The organism is Acidithrix sp. C25, assembly GCF_904848545.2.
This window is the reverse complement of sequence record NZ_CAJHCI020000010.1, coordinates 535926-558842: the sequence shown is the minus strand read 5'-3', so window position 1 is coordinate 558842 and position 22917 is coordinate 535926. Positions and strand designations below refer to the sequence as shown.

Sequence of the window (22917 nt, the reverse complement as noted above, 5' to 3'; positions counted from 1 at the left end):
CCAAATTGACGATCAAGGGTTTAGATGAGACGAGGAAAGGGTACTTTCGAGTGACTAGAAGGGCCAATTCTCAAGTTGATAGAGATTGCGCTTGACAAGTATGGTCATATAGTTATCCAATTGGAGGGAGAGATAATTGAAAAAGGTACTGATTGTCAATGGCCCGAACTTGAATATGCTGGGTCGACGGGAGCCCACGATTTACGGCTCTGACTCGTTGGCAACGATTGAGGCTCGATTGGAGTCTCTGAAAAGCGAATTAGATGTGGAGCTTGAATTTTTTCAGTCAAACCATGAAGGCGCCATCATCGATGCAATTCATGCAACGTTTGGTGATCATGATGGAATCGTAATCAACCCTGGTGCTTTCACGCACTATAGCTATGCGATTAGGGATGCATTAGCAGCAGTTAAGGTGCCTTTTGTCGAAATCCATATATCAAATGTTCATGCACGTGAAGCTTTTCGACATACCTCTGTTTTGGCGGCGTTAGCTGTTGGTCAAATTAGCGGCCTTGGAGTTTATGGATACGAGCTAGCACTACGGGGTCTATTGCGAAGCCTCGAATCCTAATCCTGAGGGCGATGCAAATAATCGCCTAGCTCACAACTCCCTTGACACCTAGGGGCTGCGAGCAATAGACATCTTTGTATATTCGGCACTTTAGTTCGAAGCTAACGACCCGTATGGTTCTTTGAATGCTTTCGAGTTGCCAGCGTGGTTTTTACCTAAGTGCTTTAGTAGTAGCACTTAGGTAAAAATAAAGGAAGACAGACAACGTTGAAAAGGGGAAACAAAGGCCAGATATGGAGAGTATCGATTTATCAGGATTTTGCTCGGGTGTTCCTTTTTTTTTTGATAATCCTTGCTAACTCTGCATTTCTAGGGCAATTTCCTTGCATCAACCCTTCAGGGAAGAATATTGATCGCTCTAGCCGCGACAACGATAACAGTTATCATGGAGACGATCGACTCCCCGGTCATGAGCATTTTGGCAAAGGATGTTAGGGGCATTGTGTCTGTGGGGCTAAAGGCTGTTGCATTGGTGAATGCGACGTAGACGTAATCGATCAATGTGGGCCTCCAATTTGGTTTAGCAAATTGTGGGTCTGTCATCTGAGGGAAAAGAAAGTCAGGGACGGCCTCATGATGGACAGCACGTTTGGCTGGTCCGCCTCGATCTAACTCCCAAAACCAAAGTCCAAAGACGATTGCATTTGTCAGCCATATTGCAACTGCCGAATAGACCAAACTTCGTCCGGAGATCTTCGATGCATCGAGAAGCCTTTGAACCAGGAGAATCACAGATGTAATATTGGCAAAATTTACAAGTGCTATAAGTGAAATAGCTAGGTATCTAAGAGCCTTAGTTTCGTGGTGTTCTCGAAATGGATTGAAGATTGTGAGTGGTACGATGAGGACGATTTCAAGGGCGGGAATTAGATACCGAGGACCATAGATGAGAGTCTGTGGAAGGACGACATAAAGTGCGATTGCAACTAAGAGGGCGATCGAAGCTGGCCAACGGGGTTCTTTCGAAATTATTGGATCATTGGAATTCTGGTGAGGCGATGGACTCTGGTTCACTTGATGTTTTCATCTCTGATCAATTGGCGATTGCTATCTTTGTGTCAATATCGTTTGCACATCGATGCATGGAATGTTTCGCTCTGGCTGTTAGGGCAGATTTAATACGACTTTGAACCATTATAGATAAGGCTATATTGGAAATAATTTAATAGCGGCAGATATGGGCCTTTTGGCGCCTTTGCTCTGAGAAATCCGACACCTTGCTTTTTACGCTATTGTGAGCGATCTAATTGTTTGGCCTTCCTCATGGGTTGTTAGGCCCCTCTTTGCCGGTAACTTATCTTTTGGCGCCCATTTTATTAGCGCCATTGAAGAGTCTGATGGGGTGTAGTTATGAGGAGAAATTACCCGATTCTCCCAGTTCTGGATTTTGCTCCTTGCCCGTGAGCGCGCATCAACATGATCGAGAGATAGTTCTTTGCAAATGCTAGAGAGAAAAATTATCAGATAACAGCTGTGACAGCTGTGATTTCAGAACGAGCTGGTTTGATAGCTGAATCATCAAAAGTAAATGAGTGAACCCAATCCAACTAAAGGAGGCGGGCTCAAGGTCTTGGAATCTGGCCCCAGCAAGCATCATGGATGGTGAAATACGCTTAGCATTTTAGCCATTTAAAGACGTCAAGGGCCTTCGTAGACTGTACCTGGATTAAATAAATATGATAGTTAGCCTTTGGAAGTATTATTTGACTACTTGGTCTGCTTGGTCTCCGCTATTGTTTGAGTGGTAGCATCTCGAACAATAGGAGATATCGGATTTTGGCAAGCACTAGATGTCGAGCCCTAGATGTTGAACTGGTTGTATATCTGTTTATTTTAGATTCTGCTTTTGGGAGTCGCTCTTATGGAGTGTTGATAAGGAGATTGGGCCCCTTGAGGGGTCGTAATAACTTGGTGCGAAGGATTCTTGAGCAAAGGCTAACTATAGTGTGATGGTGTTTTTGCCGATTGCTATCTGGTTAGGTGCTTTTTAAATTTAGGACATTTCTTTATTTGATATTGATTTCGCGTAATGATGGTAGAAACAGATTTATCAGGGGAGAGAGTCGGTCTTAGTTGCAGCGTTGGACAGATGATCAAGAGCTTCGTCAAGTAGCCTCCGATACATGTGAGGCTTTGGTGGTGAGTGCGAATTTTGACTTCGCAGTCATATATGCCTACGATAAATTTAGACTCGCATTTATCAAGGTAGGTACTTCCCAGCGGGGTTCCTTGGGTTTCGGAATTGGCCTGTTTGATTTCATGCCAATACAGGCAGAAGGCAACTTTTTGACAGAGTGGGTGAGCGAAGCCTTCCCAAGATCAAATCGGATCATCAATCTATCAGAACATCCGAATTCGTCCAAGGATGGCCAGATCTCTTTACTGACTGTTCCGTTTTTTGATAACGCTCTAAGTGGTAGTCTGCTGGGCGTATTGGTTGCGAAAGTAGACAAAGGTAGCCAGCTGCAAGAGTTGACTAAATTCATAACCTATCGAGGCGTTAGACGCCTGTCTCGCTACTTGATGGATATGCAACGCAAAGATCATTTTGTGAGGCAGGGCCACCATCTAGAGGTTTTAGGTGGTGCCATCCAAGGCGTTGTGGATGCAGAATTTGCATTCGATAGCCTGAATAAGATCTGCGAGCAGGCGGCTCTAGGAGTGGGCGCAGACTCAGCGAGGATTATCGTTGCCGACAATGAGACTCACCTGGCGACGATTGAAGCCTCTTATGGACCGCTTGGTGGTGTAGTCGGACGCCAGCGATCGCTCGACGAAGGAGTCGCTGGCGTGGTTCGAAAGACCGGCAAGCCTGTGATCATCTTTGACCTTTCAGCTAGACGTTGTTGGCCAAATGAAGTTGCCCTGTTGGATTATTTACATAGTGTACAATCTGGTTCCCAATCTGTTATCGCCGTTCCGCTGATGGATGAATTTGCTTCTTGCATTGGAGTTATCGGACTGCTTTCTTCTAATAAGGAGAGATTTGATCTCTTTGACTTGGATGTGATGACTCAGTTTTCCAGAGTTATCAGCGCCGCGATTTTGAAGTTGCGCTTGCGCAAGCAGGCCATGCGTCGTGAACGCGAGCTTGAATCACTGGTTTTGATGGCGCAAAAGCCCCAAGAGATCACCTCGCCAAAGGCCCTAGCAAGTCGCATAGTTGACTCACTGGCAAGTCATGGTGAGTTTGGCAAAGTTGAAGTAGAGGTGGCTTTTGATGGCGACCACGCAGCTCTAAAGTCAGATTTTGCTGACGCGGATTCCGTAGGCCCCAATGATAACCTTGCCCCTGAGTCGCCCTCTCTGCATGAGTCCAAAGTTATAAGTATTTCAGGTCCAAATGGATCAACTATCTCGATATCGGTTTCGCCAATTTCAAATCGAATAGGCCCGAGCCTTCATTTTGTCGAAAACTTTTCTAAGGTCGTTGCCTCTGCTTTGAATGGCGCAGTTCAATCTCGAGTCAGCCAAGAGTTGAGACTGCAAGCGGAACGAGAGGCAGAGGTCTTTCGTTCTTTGACCCAAAACTTACAAGATATGGTTGCTATAGTCAATGTCTGTGGCGTCGTTGAGCTAGCGTCTCCTTCGGTCGGACGAACATTAGGAATTCCGGGCGATCAAATTGTTGGTCGAAATTTATTTAGCATGGTCGGAGCGGACGAGAAGATTAGAATTGGCAGGTTTTTTGTCGATTTTTTAGATAATTTTGATTCGATGTCTGACGAAAGCTTAGAGCTGGAGACCCTGACGGTCAAGGTGCCTGGTCGTGGTGGAAGCGATATTCACTTACAGTTGAATGCGTCACCAAGATTTGATTCTGGTCGAAAAATCGATGGGTTCTATCTCTCTGCTACCGATATTACTCATCGCGTTGAACTTGAAGAGATGTTGCGACAACGAGCCCTTCGAGATGAATTGACCCAGTTGGCCAATAGAAGCGTTCTCTTGGACCGGACAAAATCAGCAATTGATTCACAGCGTCTTAAGCAGTTGACGGTTCTCATTTTTATTGATTTGGATGGCTTTAAAGCCGTCAATGACTCAAAGGGTCATGCATATGGCGACCTTGTGATCATCGAAGTTAGCAAGAGGCTAATTGATTTGATTCGACCCGGAGACGTTGCGGCTCGAATTGGTGGAGACGAGTTTGTAGTATTGTTGAGTCGAATTCGAAGCGTTTCTCAGGCCACCGATATTGCCGAGAGAATCCTAGCGGGGATATCGGCTCCAATATCTATAGATGGGGCCGACCACGTGATTACTGCTAGCCTCGGGGTGGCCTTTTCGCGAGATAAATCCGTTACTCCAGCAGATCTGTTGCGCGAATCAGACCTAGCCATGTATCGTGCCAAATCATTGGGTAAAGCCAGGGTGGAGGTATTTCGTCCAGCCTCTAGATCCGACGCAAATCTTCTCTCCGACCTTGATTTGGTGGTTGAGCTGCGGCGAGCTGTGGAGAGAAAAGAGATCTTTCTTCAATATCAGCCAATCTATAGGGCAGATACGAGAAAAATAGAATCCTTTGAAGTTCTGGCTCGATGGCGCCATCCTCAAAGAGGAATAATTCCGCCTGACTTATTCATACCAAGTGCAGAGCGGAACCACGTTATAAATCTATTGGGCTGGTCTATTCTCGGCGATGCACTTCAAGAACTTGCTAAATGGCGATCTATGAAGCTAAACACAACCTTCGCAATTAACTTTTCACCACTTCAATTCCTGGAGCGTGACTTTTCTTTCAAGTTGAATCGCCTCCTAGCAAAGTTTGGGCTTTTGCCCAACGACGTCGTAGTGGAGATTACCGAAGGTAATCTAGCACTTCAATCTGACCAGTTTTTAGAGAAGGTGGACGGATTGAAGCGCCTTGGGTTTCTGGTTGCCCTGGATGACTTTGGAGTAGGAAACTCGACCATAGCTAATTTGCGAGATCTTCCCTTTGACATTTTGAAGATCGATAAGAGCTATGTCCAAAACTCCGATTCAGGATCTAAAGCCGCAGCTATATTGCCAGCGCTGGTGGAGATTGCAAAAGCATCAAAGTTGGCGACAGTTGCCGAGGGAGTTGAGACCCAGGCGCAGCTAGAGAGGGTTCAAGCCCTAGGGGTTGACTTTATCCAAGGATACTTTTTCGCAAGGCCGATGGATCCAGATGAAGCGCTCTTTCTTGCAAAGGAGGATTGCGCCCTAAAGGTGACCTAAGTAATGCTCGAAGAGACCGGTCTCCTTTGTAATTGCTAATGCGAAGATTTCTTTTCAAGAGTTTGGAAGAGTTTGGTCATTTTTGAATGGTGGGGTTGGAGTCGGATGTGTTTGACCTTTGGTAGTGGTTCTACCACTTTTATCTGCTGGTGATCTCTAAGTAGTATTTAGATCTTGGCGTTGGGCTGTGGAAATAATTTAGGTGGAGCTACTTTATCCAGATTCACTCTTGTTCTTTCTTTTGGAGATAACTAGAAGGAGCTTTCTAAGTGAGGTTGCCCGTGGGTCACCCCCGGCGCTTACTGCTTCGCGGTACCTTCATCGAGGTTTTTGAGCCAATTTACTTCTCTTGCTCCCATGTCAGTTGATGGCGGCGTCTTCGTGAATGGCCAAATTTCGCCGGCTATACCTCGGAAATTCATTTCAGCAGAGAGGGCGGCAAGGATTGAATAGAGACCCAGATTGATTCTTTGAATGACCACGAACGATGGCGATACATTTAGGTACTTGGCGATCGGTGCCTTCTGGTTGAAGGTATGGGCGAAGAGGCGTGATGTGTAGTCCTCGTTGAAGGCGAATTTGTTGTTGTCCATAACCGACTCATAAAATGGGACAAAATGGTCATAGATTTGCTCGACATCAAGGTCGCACGATTCAGAGAGCAATCCAGCCGATTTGATCGATGCGCTAAAAGCCACTGGATCCTTGTCGATTACCATTGCAATAATCAGATGTTCAAAGATCTCGATCTCTTGCTTTCCGAAGTGTTTGGTCAATCCGAAATCTAAAAAAGTGACTCGGCCATCTTCTCCAAAGAGGTAGTTGCCAGGATGGGGATCTCCGTTGAATGACCTAAGTTGATATAAACTTCTAAAGACAAATCGAAATATTGTTTCACTGGCCAGATCCTTGGCCTCTTGGTCGTATTCTTGGAATTTTGAAAAGCTGACCCCTTCTCCAAGTTCGGTAGTGAGTAATTTTTCGGTTGAATAGTCTGCAATAACTCTCGGTATGACTATTGTTGGGTGGCCCTCAAAGAAGTTAGCGAATTTTCTTTGATTGGTGGCTTCGGCCTTGTAGTCAAGCTCTTCTAAGATGCGATCCGCGATTTCGTCTATCATCGAATCGGTGTCCATCGATGGATATCCCAATTTCAGACCCTTGGCTATGAGGCGGAGATTTGATAGGTCTGCGGTAATGGTATTTTTGATTCCGGGATATTGAATCTTTACTGCGACGGCTGCTCCATCTGATGTAACGGCACGATGAACTTGCCCAATTGAAGCAGCGGCAATTGGCTCTGGATCCCAAATTGCAAATACGCCATCGGGACCATCTCCAAGTTCCTGTCGTATAATCTCGTCTACCAACTCCTTTGACATCGGCGGGACGCTGTCTTGGAGTGAGCTAAATGGTGAACGTAGCTCGAGAGGAATTGGGGTTGATACGTAGCTTAGCATTTGACCGAATTTGGTCATAACGCCTCTCATCGAACCTAGCTCTTTTGCCACATCATTGATAGTTGTTATCTGTCGAGACCTGTCGATTGGCACACCAGGCTCGTGTGCATTAAAGGTAGCTAAAGCCTTTTCAGCGATTGTTCGGCCTGCAACCTTTGAACCCATATTGACGAGCTTGCTTAGACGTCGTATCCGTGATGAGTTCAAAGGAGGCTTCATCGATTTGAGATGATCTTGCTAGAGGAGACTTTCATTATCTGCTAATTCGCAAATCGTTTCGAATCAATCGATGCATAGTTGGCCACGTTTCGATCGATCGACGCTGTCTCTTCGAGCCGATCCAGTGCCTCTTGTAGTAATGGCCCAGGAATGGCGGCGGTCATCTCCGAAGATGGCATCGAGGTTCGGGTTCGCGAAAGCATGCATCCAAACGATAGCGCTATCTCCCCTAGCTCTTTGGCGATAGCCACGATATGACATTGGGGTTTTCCCTCGATCCTAGCGGTTGGAAATGCGTCTCTAAAGATCATTGCAGAGCGCGCATTCAATCGCAGAAAAACGACATCAGGAACGGAGCTTGAAGAGGAGAGCGGCTCGTAGATTACCTGTTCGGGTTGGGTTGTAACGTGCTCTATGGTGCCGAAGTCAGATTCACTGACCCAGCCCGAAGTTACTAGAGCACCGACATCTGATTTTGTTGCAGCCACGGATAGTTCCAAGAAACCATGGGTAAAAGAGCCGACCGAGCAGTTTGCATGGTCGGCTGCAACTGTTGCGAAACGCCTTTCCACCGCGTGCATCCAAAATACACATCCAGCGGCGACTCTGCCGGTGCGTCCATCTTCTGTGGGCAGTGGCATCTCAATGTCGAAGAACTCCTGCGATGGATCGACCCTATCTGAAAAACTTATTCCGATAGGTTCTACATTTAGATGGAGCGTACTTTTGAGTTTTGAAGCGGCGTTTTGCATTTCTATCATTCAATTGAGTCTAGATCGTAATTAAAAGGTAATCGGGACTGATTTGTAGTTGGCGAGTCAAAATTACTTGATCAATTCACTGACTAGTAACGTCATCGACGCTTCAGGACTCTCCGGACGGTGGTGATTTGATCATTGATCACCTGGTTCGACTATGAAGGCGCAAGTCCTAACTCCGCGATGGCCTGTTGTCGCATGACGTACTTTTGGACTTTGCCTGTAACGGTCATAGGAAATTCGCTGACAAATTTAATGACCTTTGGAACTTTATAGTGGGCTATCTTACCTTCGCAGTAGTCATGGATATCTTTTTGAGTGAGATTAGCCCCCTCTTTGAGTGTTATCCAAGCCATGACGACCTCACCATAGACAGGATCGGGAATTCCAATGACAGAGACGTCCATGATATCTGGATGCGAATATAGAAATTCCTCGATCTCTCGTGGATAGATGTTTTCGCCTCCCCTGATTATCATGTCCTTTGCTCTTCCAACGATGTTGAGAAAGCCGTCTTCGTCCATTATTGCTAAATCGCCAGTGTGCATCCATCGAGCAGGATCGATCGCTTCGGTCGTCTTTTTAGAGTCATTCCAATAGCCGAGCATTACCGAGTAGCCGCGAGTCAAAAACTCTCCAGGAACCCCCCGTTCAACGCAGTGCCCGTCACTGTCAACGACCTTTACTTCCAAGTGCGGAAGTACTCGCCCGACACTTCCAACTCGTTTTTCGATTTCGTCATCCACCTTGGTTTGGGTGGAAACAGGCGAAGTCTCTGTCATCCCATAGCAGATAGTGACCTGACTCATGTTCATCTTGCTTACGACTTGTTTCATGACTTCCACAGGACATGGCGAACCGGCCATTATCCCGGTGCGCAGGCTCGATAGATCGTAGTCGCCAAAGGTCGGGTCTGCTAGTTCTGCTATGAACATGGTCGGTACGCCATAAAGAGAAGTTGCGGTCTCGGTGGTGACGGCAGACAGGGCTGCTTTTGGTTCGAACGCGAAAGAGGGGATTATCATCTTTGAACCGTGCGAGGTGCATGCTAGATTCCCCATCACCATCCCGAAACAGTGATAGTAAGGCACAGGGATTACGACAGAGTCGAATTCCGTATATTTGCAGGTTTCTCCCACGAAATAGCCATTATTTAGAATGTTGTGGTGAGAGAGGGTTGCACCTTTGGGAAAGCCCGTAGTCCCGGAGGTGTACTGGATGTTGATCGGATCGTCAAAGTCCAACTGGTTCAAGATCGAACGCAATTGTTCTCTGTCTCCTTTTGCTCCACTGACCAAAAGATCGCTATAGCTCGAGTCCTCGAAGAGAAAGACGCGACGAAGCCCAGGTAGCCTCTCTTTTACCTCGTTGATCATCAACGAATAGTCTGAGGTCTTGAAGCTGGTCATGGCAAAGATTGCACTACAGCCCGACTGGTCTAGGACGTATTCAAGCTCGAAGGTACGATAGGCGGGATTGATGTTTACAAGTATTACGCCAATCTTTGCGGTTGCATACTGGACGATAGCCCACTCGTAGCGGTTTGGACTCCAGATCCCGATCCGATCGCCCTTGGTGAACCCCTCGTTGAGAAGGCCGAGCGCTAGGTCGTCGACCAGCTTGTTGAATTCATTGTAAGTGAGACGAATTGATTGATGGATCGCTACTAGCGCCTCGCGATCACCGAATCTAGATACGGTTTTTTCTAGATTACTTCCAATTGTCTCGGCCAAAAGGGGTGTTGAAGAAGATCCTTGTTCATATGAAATAGCCACGCCTTTAAATTATCGCCTTTTTGATCGACATATCGTCAAAATTTATATTTTTGGCAATATGTCGATTGTGTCTATTTCAATTTATTTCGATGTCTAACTCACTTTAAAGTAAGAATTAGATTGCAGATATTGCGACTTAGGAAGGTGGTGACAACCTCGAAACTTTACCTCACGAGATTTGTATCTCCAGATTCCTATTTATTCGCCACTAAATTGGCGAGAGCGCCGTTAATTTCGGGGAATTCGAATTTGAAGCCGGCTGAATCTAGGACTGACGGCAGAATTCGCGCCGATGAAAATAGCATCTCTTGGGCCATCTCGGCGCCCAACAGTGCTTTCAGTATCACACTGGGGGCTCCGAGTACTGCCGGACGATGCAGTGCATTTCCAAGGGCGCGCGTAAAGGCTAAATTAGTAACAGGGTTTGGAGCCACGAGGTTGACAGGTCCTTCGATCTCTGGGTGGTCCAAAAGGAAGACGAGAGCGCTCACTTCATCGTTGATATGAATCCAGCTGCTCCATTGAGTTCCAGCCCCTAATTTGGCACCCAACCCTAGTTTGAAGAGGGGGAGCTGTTTGGCAAGGGCGCCTCCTCTTGAATCCAAAACAATTCCGGTGCGAGCGAGTGCAACAGACCAACCATCTTGGTTGATTGGCGCTGCGGCTTTTTCCCAATCGGTGGTTACTTTTGCCAGAAATCCCACTCCGCCAGGGGATTTTTCGTCGAGGATCTTATCCCCCTGGTCACCGTAGAAGCCAATCGCTGATGCTATGACAAATCTAACCTTGGGGACCTCGAGTTTTTCCACCGCCTGGAAGATAGACCTTGTGGCGTTGATTCGAGAGTCATATATCTCCGCTTTGCGTTCTGGGCTCCACCGTTTTTGTGCGATTGGGGCTCCCGCTAGGTGAACTACTGCATCGAGGTTGGATAGACCAACTCCTGAGAGTTCAGCGCGATCGATTTCCCAAGAAACGGTGTTTCTTTCAGACGTGGTACCTCTTTTTGCAATTAGTACTTCGTCACCCCTAGCCTTGAGGGCGCCATTTAATTTTTTTCCTATGAGCCCCGAGGAGCCAGTTAGTAAAATCTTCAATTTATCTCTACTCCTGATCTAAATTTCATAGTTACAGATGAAGTTTTTATCATCCATCAATTGTTTGATTATAATAATTCCACTTTTTGGTCGAAATTATTTTTCTAGATATTTGCTTCTTTATCTGACTTGATATATTGCTCTAATTTTAGAATTTGCTCAATATTTTGACTTATAGAAGCATAGCTATCGCCGCTCTTTAACGAAAATCATATGCTAGAGATTGATATGCTGTGAATCAAGCGAGGTAAATTCTGACCGTTTTGACAAGCCTTAAATATTTTCACAATGGGTTTTGACAGTGGATGTTAATGTATGGTCTTGTCTATCTGGAGTTGCTTTGGCGGATTAATTAGGATTGGTCGTCGACGAAGACGTGACGCCGACGTCATCTTCGAACTGGGGGTATGCTAGCTTGCCAAGGGAATCTACTCCAGTTGTATCCAACCATCTGGAGGAAATTTAGGTAAATTAGCAGTGCCTTTAAAGAGATCTTTAGCTTTCATTTTTTATATCAGGCTCTCTGTCTTTCGCCAAATACTGATTATCAACCAAGTAGGATTAGCGTTTATGGCAAGATTTACTGTCGCAGTGCTAAGGTTTTTAGCGGTTATCGATGAAGGATTGATTCATTTATATTTTGCACCTTAATCATTTATAGAATTTTAGTTGCAACCTGGCCGCGAGGTCTGTTTTTATACGCTTTTGCATTCGAATAATGTCACCAGCCATGAACGACATAGTGTTCATTTCTCACCACCTTTTACCTACAACCGATCTAGCACTACCTAATAGCTCTAGTACGGTTTCTTGCCTGAGCAAAAATCAAGTTATCAGAGCGATCCGCTGAACATAATCTTGTCAACTTGACACAACGCATCGATTGCGGATTCAATTTCTTATTTCGAATAAATGTCTTTTTGTTCAAAGATTATGAAGCTAGAAGGACATGACTTGAAGATCAAATCCAGAGGGCTTCAGACCATTGGGTCTTTTTGGGCATGGTTCTATTAAGTCGATGAAATTCATTTGAACCAATGAGGAATCTCCAAGGTCGATGTCACGGTGGATCTTCCAGCTTTGAGGTGATATTTTAGGCCCTTTCTGTGGTCCAGCCGATATATTGATCTTTCTGAGTTGGAGAATCCTGGAGGCGCTGTGGTACCTGATCTAGATACGCTCTATTATCTCAACTAGCTCAACTTTTATTTATTCTGAATTTTGATTTTCCAAGTCGACTCTGATTTGAACTTGGCTTTCTGTGGCCAGGGATCTATCTTAATCCTTGGTAAATTGCCAAAGTCCTTTGATTAGATCTACGGCAGCTGTTGGGTTCGTCAGATGAACTCCGTGGTCAGTATCTGCAATTTCCACCGCTTTTGCCCCAGCAATATTGGATGCGAGATAGGCTGTAGCCTCTTTGTGGCGACTCGGCGCATTGATCCCACAACCTATGATGGTTGGAACTTTTATGAGTGACGGGTCCAAGGGTGGGGTGAGATGGCTCATGGAAGCCATCTCGGCTACCAGGACCGACCCCTCTAATCGGCGTTTTTTTCGAGTGCTGGGTGGAAGTCGCATCCACCTTTCCTCGCCAAGCATTCGCTTCATGAATATTTCAGCGAACTCTTCGCAAAAGTCGAGGTCCAGAGGCTTATCTGGGTCGATTCCGTATGCGCCAGACCTCCTCCAGAATTCCATCCAGGGCAGTGGGCTTTCAAAGGTAACTATTCCAGCTATCGGAGAGATGTTTCGTGCCGATAGGAGTAACGCAATAGTGCCACCGAGAGAATGGCCAAAGATCAGCGATTTCTGCTCTCCAATAACGCTTGCCAAATCTAAAATGTGGTCTTCGATCGTGGGAGGGTTCTGTTGCGAATAGGGATCAACAAGGGCGGACTCTTCATAGCCGCGCCGATCATAGCTTTTGGTATCGAAGCCGAAGTCGACTAATGACCGCGTCATTCTAGAGAATGACTTTGCTCGATCCATCGCTCCGTGCACGAGGATCAACTGGGTCGTTCCCTCGAAGAGAAGTCCTCGTGCTTCTTGGAAAGTTATAGAAAGAGAATCGGATCTTGAAGTCAACACATCCAATAGCCTATTTTATTCGAATGGTCTAAGTGCCCAATTGTTGGATGGGTCGGCTTAGACAATTTTGTTCGACAGGGCTAGTGGCGATCTACATTTGTTTGAAGGGAACCTTGGAGATCGCCATTGATATGGTCTCTTCGGATCTAGGGCATGGTTTTTGCTGTCGTTGCATGGACTTGGCCCTTTTTTAGTTGGAGCCCTTGGGAACTATGTAATCAGAATGAGTTTTCCAATTGGGTTTGGGTGCTGCCAGTAGATATTGCCAATGGAGCCACATTTCGTGACCTTTAGTTTTCTATGGGAATTCGCGCTGCTTGATTTGGCGCGAGTACCTTAATCACCAAGTGATAGTCATTTTCACTTTAAAATTGTTTTAAATCTGTATTTTGAATCCGTAATTGTAAAATTACGTGGCCGCAGGGGCCGCAGGGGCCGCAGGGGCCGCTGGATAGTGCTTTACATCTCAAACGTTTTAAATCCTATTAGTTGACTTGCGAAGGTGGATGCCCTTGCGACTTAGGCCAATAAAGCGCTGGATTAGAGCTGCCTCAAAGAATTAAGATTGGGTGTTGCCATAGGGGGCATTGGCGATCTGGTAGCACTCTTCGTGAAAATATTCGACTCGTTGCCATTTGCCATCTTCATAGACGTTGGCGATAACCTGACGTGGTCGCAATTTTGCTGAAAATCTAATGTGCTTGGCGCAAACGGCGCAGTCCGATATTGATCCTGGGTCTACGCCTCTCATTACAGCTCGGCTCGTGCTCGGTGAAACTGTTGTCATCCCATGAGTTTCGGAAGTAAACGAACCATCCTTTAATATAGCTGCAACTTTTGTCTATATTTAATGGCATTGAAGGCCAGATTTATGGTTTTGGCATGAGATCGTAGATTGTCATACAACAAGTCGAGAAGGGAAAGTGGAAATCCCGCTGATTTATTTAATGCAGGTTTTCGCCTAATTTAACAGCGATCCGAACGAGGTCTCTAAGGTCGGACTCCTCGACCTCGCTTTCTGATGAGATCATAGTGATTTTGTCTTCGAGTTCCAAGGAAAGCTCTTTTGAGCTTGCTCCATCTTTTGGAACGGTTTCACCTTTAACCACGGTTGTGGCCGTAATTAGAACGATTATTGATACTGCGGCGAAAGATCCAAATGCAATTACGGCACCTATGTGGAGCAATATTGCAGAGATAATCATTGAAGCGGTTGCGATTACTGAAATTGTCGCGATTACGAGCCTGAGACTTCTTAGCTTCATGAGATTCCTTTTAGCTGAATTGGAAAATTATTCGTGGGCCATCTACAAAATGATTATAACCATTTCTTTTCTCTTATTTTGTTTTGTCTGGACCATGATATTGCTGGGCCATCACCAGGGACGTCTTTTGCCGACGATGTTTGCGAATCAAGTCCCAAGGTTAGTTCGATGACATGACTTGTCAATAGGACCCAAAGGAGGTTTCGTCCATGGCTGAGCTTGCCTGTTGGTTGCTTTGGGCGACTGTATGGCGAAGCTTTCATGGCCATTTGGAGATTGGTTAGCCTAGATTTTAACATTGGTGTGATAGTTGACTACCATAGTAAGGTGAGTGAAAAACACATAGATTCGATAAATACGTTTGGTCCAAATTCCTGGCTTGTGGAAGACTACTACGACGCGTACAGGCGTGATCCAAATTCCGTTCCGGAATCTTGGCGCGACTTCTTCGCCGACTACCGAGTTGATTCAAAGACTAGCGAACAACAGACCCAAGAAGACTCCAACCTCTATGGCCAAGGCCATGATGAAACTGGAGCGATAGAAGCAGGTTTAGTAGCAAGAGTTCCCGTAGGTGAGGTCATTTCTGATACACCTATCGCGACTCCTGAAGCAGTTATAACCCCGGCGGCCCCGGTTGGTTTGGCTGTCTCTGATGCTAAATCAAATCAGGGTGCAGTCTTAAATGTCAAGAAACCATCACCTTCACTAGCACCTATAGTCCCACTTTTGGGTGCAGATGTACAAGCTATTCGCGGTAGTGCATCTAGGATCGTTGCAAACATGGAGGCGTCTCTTACGGTTCCAACGGCTACCTCAGTGCGAGAGATACCTGCGAAGCTTCTCGAAATCAACCGAGGAGTGATTAACAATCATTTGGCTCGAAGCTCTGGTGAGAAGATCTCATTTACTCATATCATTGCGTATTCGATAGTCAAAGCGGTTCGCAACTTTCCTGTGATGAACTCTGTATTTTTAGAAGAGATTGACGCTAAAGGAACTCCAGGAGTACAGCGCTCCAAGGAGATCAATATAGGAATTGCCGTAGATCTTGAAAAGTCAGATGGTTCGCGAAGTCTTATGGTTCCAGTAATTCGTTCGGCTCAGGACTTAGACTTCTTTGGCTTCTTCAAAGCCTATGAAGCTCTGATTCGAAAGGTGCGAGCCAATCGGCTCTCTCCGGATGATTTCGCTGGTGCCACTTTGACAGTTACTAACCCTGGCACCATCGGCACGCAACATTCAGTGCCAAGATTGATGCGAGGTCAAGGTGTAATTATTGGCGTAGGCGCAATCTCCTATCCTGTTGGGATGGCGGCTGCAGATCCGACGCTTTTGGTTGATTTGGGTGTATCTAGGACTGTGACGCTTACCTCAACCTATGACCATAGGGTCATACAAGGTGCCGAATCTGGACTGTTTTTGGCATATATCTCTTCACTACTCACCGGCGAGCACGGCTTTTACGAAGAGGTATTCGAGTCAATGGGGGTGCCTTATCCTCCAGTGACTTGGCAGCGGGATCATACCGAAAATGATGCTTCGGATATGATCAAGTTGCGTAAGCAGGCGATGGTCAATCAGCTGATTGATACCTATCGCTCCCGTGGCCACCTCATGGCACGGTTGGATCCCTTGACAAGCAAGTCTCCAGCAATGCCGGAAGAGTTGGATCCAGCCAGATATGGTCTGACTCTTTGGGATCTTGACAGGGTCTTTTTCTCGGGTGGGCTTACCGCCAAGGATAAGATGTCCCTCGGTGAGATCCTTCAGGTTCTAAGGGACACTTATTGTCGAACTATTGGCCTTGAATATATGTACATTCAGGACTCTGAGCAAAAGCGATGGATCCAAGAGCGCGTCGAAGGCGTGGTTAGCCGATTTTCCGGTGCTGAAAAGCTACACCTTCTGGGACGCCTCAATGCAGCCGAAGCGTTCGAGAGATTTTTACATACCCGATATATCGGACAGAAAAGGTTTGGCTTAGAGGGCGGTGAGTCAGCAATCGTCTTTTTGGATCAGGTGCTAGATCGTTCTGCTACCTCAGGCTTGACCGAGGCTGTCATTGGAATGGCCCACCGAGGACGATTGAATGTTTTGACTAATATTGTTGGAAAGAGCTATAGCGAAATCTTTGAGGAGTTTGAGGGTAATTTAGATCCCTCGAGCGTACAGGGTTCCGGCGACGTCAAATACCACAAGGGATTTCATGGTGTATATCGCGGAATGAGTGATAGCCCTATCGACGTTACCTTGTCATCTAATCCATCGCACCTAGAAGCTGTTGACTCTGTTGTCGAGGGAATGGTTCGAGCTAAGCAGGATATAACCAGAAATCGTACCGACTTCCCAATTCTTCCAATTCTTTTACATGGTGACGCAGCCTTTGCCGGCCAGGGTGTGGTGGCTGAGACCTTGAACCTTTCCCAACTTGGTGGCTATAGAACCGGTGGAACGATACATTTGGTCATAAATAACCAGGTTGGATTTACGACTAATCCAGCTCAAGCCCGTTCTTCAAGGTATGCGACCGATGTTGCCAAGATGATACAAGCGCCCGTTTTCCATGTCAATGGTGACGATCCTGAAGCGGTAGCCTCCGTCGCACGATTGGCGACTGACTATCGACAAGCCTTTCATAGAGACGTAGTTGTGGACATGGTCTGCTATCGTCGGTTCGGCCATAACGAAGGAGACGAGCCAAGCTACACCCAGCCGCAGATGTATGAAGTAATTGAGGCTAAGAGATCGGTTCGAAAACTGTACACGGAGTCGCTAGTCTCTCGTGGTGATATCTCGATGGAAGAGGCTGAAGCCTCCTTGGACGACTTTCTCTCGAAGTTGCAGTCTGCCCTGGATCAAACGAGATCGACGGCTCCTCCCAAGCCTACGGAACTTCCTAGGGCACCCCAACACAATGTGCCGATGACCGTAGTTGATACTCGCGCTAAATCGGGAGATATCGACGTCTTGGCTAAGGCTTTGCACTCGTGGCCGTCTGGCTTTACCGTTCACCCCAAGCTATTGCGTCAATTAGAGGCTCGCAGGGATACCCTTGCCTCGGGCGAAGTGGATTGGGCACTAGGTGAGGCGTTGGCATTTGGAACCCTCATGCTTGAGGGCCATGACGTCAGAATGGCTGGTCAAGATTCTAGGCGAGGAACATTTTCGCATCGCCATGCAGCATTGATCGACTATAAAAATGGCGATAATCATATTCCACTGGAGCATCTGGCGGATTTTGTAGATAATGGGGACTCTCTAGGTCGATTTATGATCTTTGACTCTTTATTGTCTGAATATGCCGCTCTTGGCTTTGAATATGGCTATTCAACGGTTCGAAAGGATACCCTAGTAATCTGGGAGGCGCAATTTGGTGACTTCGCAAATGGTGCTCAGATTATCATGGATCAGTTCCTAATCGCCGCTCACGATAAGTGGGATCAGGGCTCTGGTCTCGTACTACTCTTACCCCATGGCTATGAGGGCCAAGGGCCAGAACACTCTTCGGGACGCATGGAGCGTTTCTTGCAGAACTGTGCTGGGGAGAATATGGCTGTCATGAATTTGACTACAGCGGGACAATACTTCCATATGTTGCGTGGTCAAGTAATGAGGACTCAAGCTCGTCCGGTTGTTCTATTTGCTCCCAAGTCTCTACTGAGAGCCAAGACTACTCGTGTGCCGTTGGACGTAGTTCTAAATGGAGCCTTCCAGCCAATAATCGATGATCCGAGCTTTGACGTTGGAAGTGGAAACTCGGCTGAGAATGTAGACCGCGTAGTTCTTTGCTCTGGGAAGATCTCATATGAAGCCATCGCAAAGAGAGACTCGATGTTGAATGAGTCGAACCCCACTTCGACAACGGCTGTCGTTAGAGTGGAGCAATTGTACCCATGGCCAGTCTCTGAATTGGGTTCAATTCTCTCTAAGTACTATCGCACTAAAGAGGTAGTTTGGCTTCAGGAGGAGCCCGAGAACCAAGGGGCATGGAGTTTTGTCCATTCCCAGCTTCACTCGTTGCTAAGGGAAGACTTCCAACTTCGGCACGTTTCCCGGGTACCTTCTGGTTCTCCGGCAACTGGTTCTGCGGCTATGCATGGACTTGAACAGAAGGACCTGCTCTATCGAGCGATTGAACAGTCCGTGGAGACGGCTCTTTTGGGTCGAGTAAAGAACCATCAATAGTGATTTGTTGATACTACCGAGGGATTGGCTTTTCTGTCTCTTTATTGAGGCTATAAGACCTATCTCTCGGTAGCTCATTTTGAATTGATGATCTAGTCTTTAATGTGTGAAACCACAAGAGCTAATACCGCATCGTCCACCCTTTTTACTTATCGATGAGATCCTTGAAATTCGCCCCGGTGAGTATGCCAGAGGTAGATGGCACTTGACTGGCAACGAAGACTTTTTTGGCGGTCATTTTCCAGGAAGACCAACTTTGCCTGGTGTGTTGCAGGTGGAGTCCCTAGCGCAGTTGGGGGCATGTGCCGTCCTAGCTGACGAGCGCTACAAGGGCAAGTTGCCCCTCTTTGGAGGAATCGACCAGGCTCGGTTCCGCAAGCAAGTTGTACCCGGTGATATTTTGGATCTCGAAGTCACTATAGGTCGACTCTCGGCTCGTGCGGGCAAGGGTCATGGGGTCGCATCTATTAACGGGGCGACGACGACTGAGGTGGACATTATGTTCATAATCGCTGATGCCTAGTGCCAAAGTAGACCCAATTCAAGGTTTAGGTAGAAATAGCGAGATCTTTGATCGCGCTATTTCTTTTTTAGGTTGGACGACGGTTAGATAATGCGATTGGCAACCTGGAATGTAAACTCCCTAAAGGCGCGAATCGACCGTGTGGTTGCTTGGCTCGATGACGTTTCCCCAGATGTCCTATGTATTCAGGAGACCAAGCTCGCCCAAGATAAATTTCCCGATGACCTCTTTGCCCAATTGGGTTACGAGTCGATTCACTATGGTCAGGGTCAGTGGAACGGTGTGGCAATTCTCTCGAAAGTCGGAATTGAATCACCGCGATATGGTTTGACCAATGACCCCTCTGGCGAAGCACGGGCTATTTGGGCCACTTGTCAAGGGGTTAGGGTAGCCTCACTTTATATCCCAAATGGTCGTTCTCTAGAAGACGACCACTACCAATATAAGCTACGTTGGCTCGAAGCACTTTTGTCAGATAGTCGCTTAGAATCCGAGCAATACGAGGCTGTCGTTCTTGGCGGTGACTTCAATGTCGCGCCTAGTGATTTGGATCTCTGGGATATCTCGGCTTTTGACGGCATGACTCATGTTTCGCCCCTAGAACGTAAGGCGATCGAAGCGATCATTGAGGCAGGATTTGTCGATCTTTTTAGGCAGATGTACAAAGATTCTGGCCTCTACAGCTGGTGGGATTATAGAAATGGTGCATTTCATAAAAAGAATGGAATGAGGATCGATCTCGTTTTAGGATCACAAAAGGTATCGCGTGATATGGTTTGGGCCCTGATTGACCGTAATGAACGAAAGGGTGGTCAAAGTCAAGCTCGCCCTAGCGATCACGCACCTCTTGTTATCGAATTTGACCACTAGATCGGCGAAGCTGATTCCTGTTAGGGTGTTTTATTTTTGAGATGGAGATTGGGAGTAAGTTGACGAATTCGTGGCTTGACAGTATCGTGGACTCATTTAATGGAGTTGATTCGGATCGCCGTCGCCAATTCAATCGTATTGGCACTGCGACTAGAGCGGTAATTGAATCTGTGGTCGCATCAAAAGCGCCAACCGAACAATTGGGGTTGATCGCAGATGCGATCGAAAAGGTAGCCGAAGATATAGGTAGATTTCCATCCGGACGCGTTTATGAGGGTTTTGCCGAAGCTGCAAATACGGGTGGAAATGGGGGATTTATGGACTTCTCACCTATTTCCGGTGCTGCAAATCCAATAGCTCCTCCGGTAGAACTTTCCTTGAGCAGTGACCCTGATGGCTCTCCGATCGTAGTGGGTGTCGTGACCTTTGGTTCGGCCTATGAGGGTCCTCCAGGATCTGTTCATGGAGGTCATATCGCTGCTGCATTTGACGAAGTTTTGGGTTTGGCTCAATCTATGTCGGGTTCTCCAGGAATGACAGCTCGCCTGAGTGTGAACTATCGAAAGCCCACGCCACTTGGTGAGCCTCTCACATTTGTAGCACGTATCGTGAAAAAGGAGGGAAAAAAGGTTTTCACCGAGGGCAAGTGTTATTTTGGGGACATCTTGACTGCGGAGGCAGATGCCCTATTCATCTCTGTGGACTTTTCAAAGCTGGCGCAGTTGGCTGGCGAGCGTGAAAGAACCAACGAGGGTCAAAAGCCCCAGCTCTGATGTTAGGTTCTCGATTTTGATGCTTTGCGAAGGCCATTGGTGAGACGCAAGAGTTCCCTGCCATATGTGATTGAAAAGTGAGTGGATACCCCCGGAATTCGATTTAGTTCATCGATCCCTCTAGGCAAGGAGGCCGCGATTGCCTCCAAGGTAACCTCGCTAAGGATAGATCGATCTTCTTTGGCTTCTGCTAGCGCCTTTGTCTTTCTCCATAGAAGTAATGTGTCGATGATCGGGTCTATCCCTTGAGGAAGTGACGACTTATGGGGCTCGAGTAGCATCTTTCGATTTTGACGGATGTAAGAGAGTGCGACCTCCTTGGTTGCAAGCTTTTGGTTACCCATGGTTACAAGTTCCTCAATTGGATATAGGAGGTCCGAGGGACTGCGAAACTTGTTAGAACTGCCTCGTTTTTTTGCGTAGCTAAGAATCAGATTGTCTCGCGCCCGCGTTATGCCGACATATAGGAGACGTTTTTCCTCTTCGTAGGCGCTCGGAGTAACAGATTTACTGTGTGGCAAGATGCCATTTTCCAGTGCAATCAAGTAGACCGATGGCCATTCAAGGCCCTTGGATCGATGCAGCGTTGTGAGAGTTACTCCGTCTTTTTTTGTCGATCCAATGTCGTTGGCTCGAGCCTTGAAATAGGTCGTGAAGCCATAGATATCCATTCGCGGGTCAAAGCGGAGTGATTCTAGGGCGATTGATCGGAGGTACTCCAGTGACTCTTCTGTCTTTTGTGAGTTGCGATCGTTTTCGAACTCTTTTATGAGGTTGTCTATCTCAACTATCGCATCCTGAAGACGACCTCGAGGGCCGAGCACCTCTTTTAGGTGTTTCATCGTCGACTTTACTAAGTTGTTGTTTAGGATTTGCTCTCCACCTAAGATTTGGTGGGGAACCCTTAGAGATGAGAGCGCTTCGGCTAGAGGTGGAAGGAGAGAGTTTGTCCGAGCTATGACGGCGATCTCATTTGCCAATCTTCCATCGGTGATAGATTCATAGATCGACTTTGCGATCTCTTTGGATTCATTTTCGTCATTCTCGAATTCCAGGAGTTTTGGCATAGATCCACCCTGGCGTTTTGCGTAGATCACCCCTCCGCGACGCGATAGGTCGCTGTCTTCAAACGAGGTTGCTATTGCGTTGGCGAGATCAACGATCTCGGGTGAGGATCTAAAGTTGGCGGTCAGATAGCGGTATTGAGCTCGGGGGAAGGTCTGGTCGAAGTTCAAAAGGATTCCGGGCGTAGCGCCGTTCCAAGTGTAGATCGCTTGTTTTGGATCTCCCACCACACAAAGATCAGGATTATCGCCTACCAGTCCTTTAAGAAGGCGTATTTGAGGGCGGTTGACATCTTGAAATTCATCTACGTAAAAGTGTCGATACCACCATCTGAAGGTGGCTGCAAAGCTGGTATTATCGACCAGGATATCGCCACCAACTAGGAGAAGATCTTCAAAGTCAATTCGGTTGAGCTTTTTCTTACGCGCTTCGTAAGCCATGAAGATCTCTGCTAGGACGTCACCGCCGATACTACTTTGGCGATTTGTCCTTCTGTACCACTCCAAATAGTCGTTGACTAATATCATCTCCGACTTAGCATTTTCTATCTCTGTGGCAATCTCAGCAATGACCAAATGAGATAGTTTTGACGTCTCGGAGCTACTCGATGGTGAACGACTTATGAGCCCTTTAAGGTCTCTGGAGTCATGGAGCATCGCTTGGATCTCTCGCGGCTTGGATGTGATTAGCAGAGGCGGGTGGGTCCGTCTTTCTTCGTGATACTTGCGGATAACTTGAAAGGCAAAGGCGTGGAAGGTTCCAATCCAAGGTAGGTCGTAAAGATTGAAGGTGGCCAAGCGAGTTCGTAGCTCTTGAGCCGCTTGATTTGTGAACGTTATGACTACCGTGTTCTTTGGAGCGATCTGGTGTTTTGTGGCACGGTGAGCTATACGTTTGGTTAAGACTGTAGTCTTTCCGCTGCCAGGACCAGCAATGATGCAGACAATTGGTGATTGGTCTGTTACCGCTGTGATTTGTTCTTCAGTCAATCCTTTGAATAGTGCAATGTCCGACACAGATCCTCCAGTTATGGGCGCCGTACTGGCTAGGAGCGGCT

At 46.9% G+C, this 22917-nt stretch carries 15 protein-coding genes; 6 read left to right on the top strand and 9 right to left on the bottom strand.

Annotated features, from left to right (window positions below; genetic code table 11):
* The first annotated feature begins 136 nt into the window (after window positions 1-136).
* Window positions 137-574: a type II 3-dehydroquinate dehydratase gene (aroQ, locus tag ACIDITHRIX25_RS78120; protein WP_201733196.1), complete on the top strand. Its 438-nt coding sequence runs from the start codon at window positions 137-139 to the stop codon at window positions 572-574.
* Between the two features lie 336 nt (window positions 575-910).
* Here the strand turns inward: aroQ and ACIDITHRIX25_RS78115 are convergent, their stop codons facing one another.
* Window positions 911-1588 (bottom strand): hypothetical protein, encoded by a 678-nt coding sequence (locus tag ACIDITHRIX25_RS78115; protein ID WP_052605782.1) that lies wholly within the window; start codon window positions 1586-1588, stop codon window positions 911-913.
* Between the two features lie 1059 nt (window positions 1589-2647).
* On the opposite strand from ACIDITHRIX25_RS78115, the gene ACIDITHRIX25_RS78110 reads away from it, so the two are divergent.
* Complete coding sequence (locus ACIDITHRIX25_RS78110) at window positions 2648-5776, top strand: EAL domain-containing protein (protein WP_201733195.1); 3129 nt, start codon at window positions 2648-2650, stop codon at window positions 5774-5776.
* A gap of 299 nt (window positions 5777-6075) precedes the next feature.
* Here ACIDITHRIX25_RS78110 and ACIDITHRIX25_RS78105 read toward each other — a convergent pair whose 3' ends face one another.
* The 7 genes from ACIDITHRIX25_RS78105 to ACIDITHRIX25_RS78075 all read right to left on the bottom strand — a co-directional run bounded on the left by ACIDITHRIX25_RS78105 (window position 6076) and on the right by ACIDITHRIX25_RS78075 (window position 14441).
* Window positions 6076-7443 (bottom strand): ABC1 kinase family protein, encoded by a 1368-nt coding sequence (locus tag ACIDITHRIX25_RS78105; RefSeq protein WP_213333446.1) that lies wholly within the window; start codon window positions 7441-7443, stop codon window positions 6076-6078.
* 53 nt (window positions 7444-7496) lie between these two features.
* Window positions 7497-8216 (bottom strand): DUF169 domain-containing protein, encoded by a 720-nt coding sequence (locus tag ACIDITHRIX25_RS78100; protein ID WP_213333445.1) that lies wholly within the window; start codon window positions 8214-8216, stop codon window positions 7497-7499.
* A gap of 152 nt (window positions 8217-8368) precedes the next feature.
* Window positions 8369-9988, bottom strand: a complete 1620-nt coding sequence (locus ACIDITHRIX25_RS78095) for an AMP-binding protein (RefSeq protein ID WP_052605778.1) — start codon at window positions 9986-9988, stop codon at window positions 8369-8371.
* Window positions 9989-10182: 194 nt separating this feature from the next.
* Window positions 10183-11085 carry a TIGR01777 family oxidoreductase gene (locus ACIDITHRIX25_RS78090; protein WP_082058663.1) on the bottom strand — a complete coding sequence of 301 codons (903 nt, stop codon included), beginning with the start codon at window positions 11083-11085 and terminating at the stop codon, window positions 10183-10185.
* A 1278-nt stretch (window positions 11086-12363) separates the two neighbouring features.
* Entirely contained in the window at window positions 12364-13173 is an 810-nt protein-coding gene (locus ACIDITHRIX25_RS78085) for an alpha/beta fold hydrolase (protein WP_201733193.1), read from the bottom strand.
* Window positions 13174-13735: 562 nt separating this feature from the next.
* Window positions 13736-13963 carry a hypothetical protein gene (locus ACIDITHRIX25_RS78080; protein ID WP_052605776.1) on the bottom strand — a complete coding sequence of 76 codons (228 nt, stop codon included), beginning with the start codon at window positions 13961-13963 and terminating at the stop codon, window positions 13736-13738.
* Between the two features lie 157 nt (window positions 13964-14120).
* Window positions 14121-14441, bottom strand: a complete 321-nt coding sequence (locus ACIDITHRIX25_RS78075) for a hypothetical protein (RefSeq protein ID WP_052605775.1) — start codon at window positions 14439-14441, stop codon at window positions 14121-14123.
* Between the two features lie 327 nt (window positions 14442-14768).
* On the opposite strand from ACIDITHRIX25_RS78075, the gene ACIDITHRIX25_RS78070 reads away from it, so the two are divergent.
* The 4 genes from ACIDITHRIX25_RS78070 (at window position 14769) to ACIDITHRIX25_RS78055 (ending at window position 20795) form a co-directional block, all read left to right on the top strand.
* The gene (locus tag ACIDITHRIX25_RS78070; RefSeq protein WP_235347748.1) at window positions 14769-18629 is read left to right on the top strand and encodes a multifunctional oxoglutarate decarboxylase/oxoglutarate dehydrogenase thiamine pyrophosphate-binding subunit/dihydrolipoyllysine-residue succinyltransferase subunit; all 3861 of its coding nucleotides are present in this window, start codon (window positions 14769-14771) and stop codon (window positions 18627-18629) included.
* A gap of 106 nt (window positions 18630-18735) precedes the next feature.
* The gene (gene fabZ / locus ACIDITHRIX25_RS78065) at window positions 18736-19152 is read left to right on the top strand and encodes a 3-hydroxyacyl-ACP dehydratase FabZ (protein WP_052605773.1); all 417 of its coding nucleotides are present in this window, start codon (window positions 18736-18738) and stop codon (window positions 19150-19152) included.
* Window positions 19153-19242: 90 nt separating this feature from the next.
* Window positions 19243-20022: an exodeoxyribonuclease III gene (locus ACIDITHRIX25_RS78060; protein ID WP_201733192.1), complete on the top strand. Its 780-nt coding sequence runs from the start codon at window positions 19243-19245 to the stop codon at window positions 20020-20022.
* A gap of 59 nt (window positions 20023-20081) precedes the next feature.
* Window positions 20082-20795 carry a PaaI family thioesterase gene (locus tag ACIDITHRIX25_RS78055; RefSeq protein WP_201733191.1) on the top strand — a complete coding sequence of 238 codons (714 nt, stop codon included), beginning with the start codon at window positions 20082-20084 and terminating at the stop codon, window positions 20793-20795.
* Between the two features lie 2 nt (window positions 20796-20797).
* On the opposite strand, the gene ACIDITHRIX25_RS78050 is transcribed toward ACIDITHRIX25_RS78055, so the two are convergent.
* Window positions 20798-22876: an ATP-dependent DNA helicase UvrD2 gene (locus tag ACIDITHRIX25_RS78050; protein WP_052605770.1), complete on the bottom strand. Its 2079-nt coding sequence runs from the start codon at window positions 22874-22876 to the stop codon at window positions 20798-20800.
* Window positions 22877-22917 lie beyond the last annotated feature (41 nt).

Bases quoted from the DNA above. Each gene is read 5' to 3' on its own strand.
- ACIDITHRIX25_RS78100 (WP_213333445.1), bottom strand. From the start codon at position 8,216: ATGATAGAAATGCAAAACGCCGCTTCAAAACTCAAAAGTACGCTCCAT.
- ACIDITHRIX25_RS78060 (WP_201733192.1), top strand. From the start codon at position 19,243: ATGCGATTGGCAACCTGGAATGTAAACTCCCTAAAGGCGCGAATCGAC.
- ACIDITHRIX25_RS78080 (WP_052605776.1), bottom strand. From the start codon at position 13,963: ATGACAACAGTTTCACCGAGCACGAGCCGAGCTGTAATGAGAGGCGTA.
- ACIDITHRIX25_RS78075 (WP_052605775.1), bottom strand. From the start codon at position 14,441: ATGAAGCTAAGAAGTCTCAGGCTCGTAATCGCGACAATTTCAGTAATC.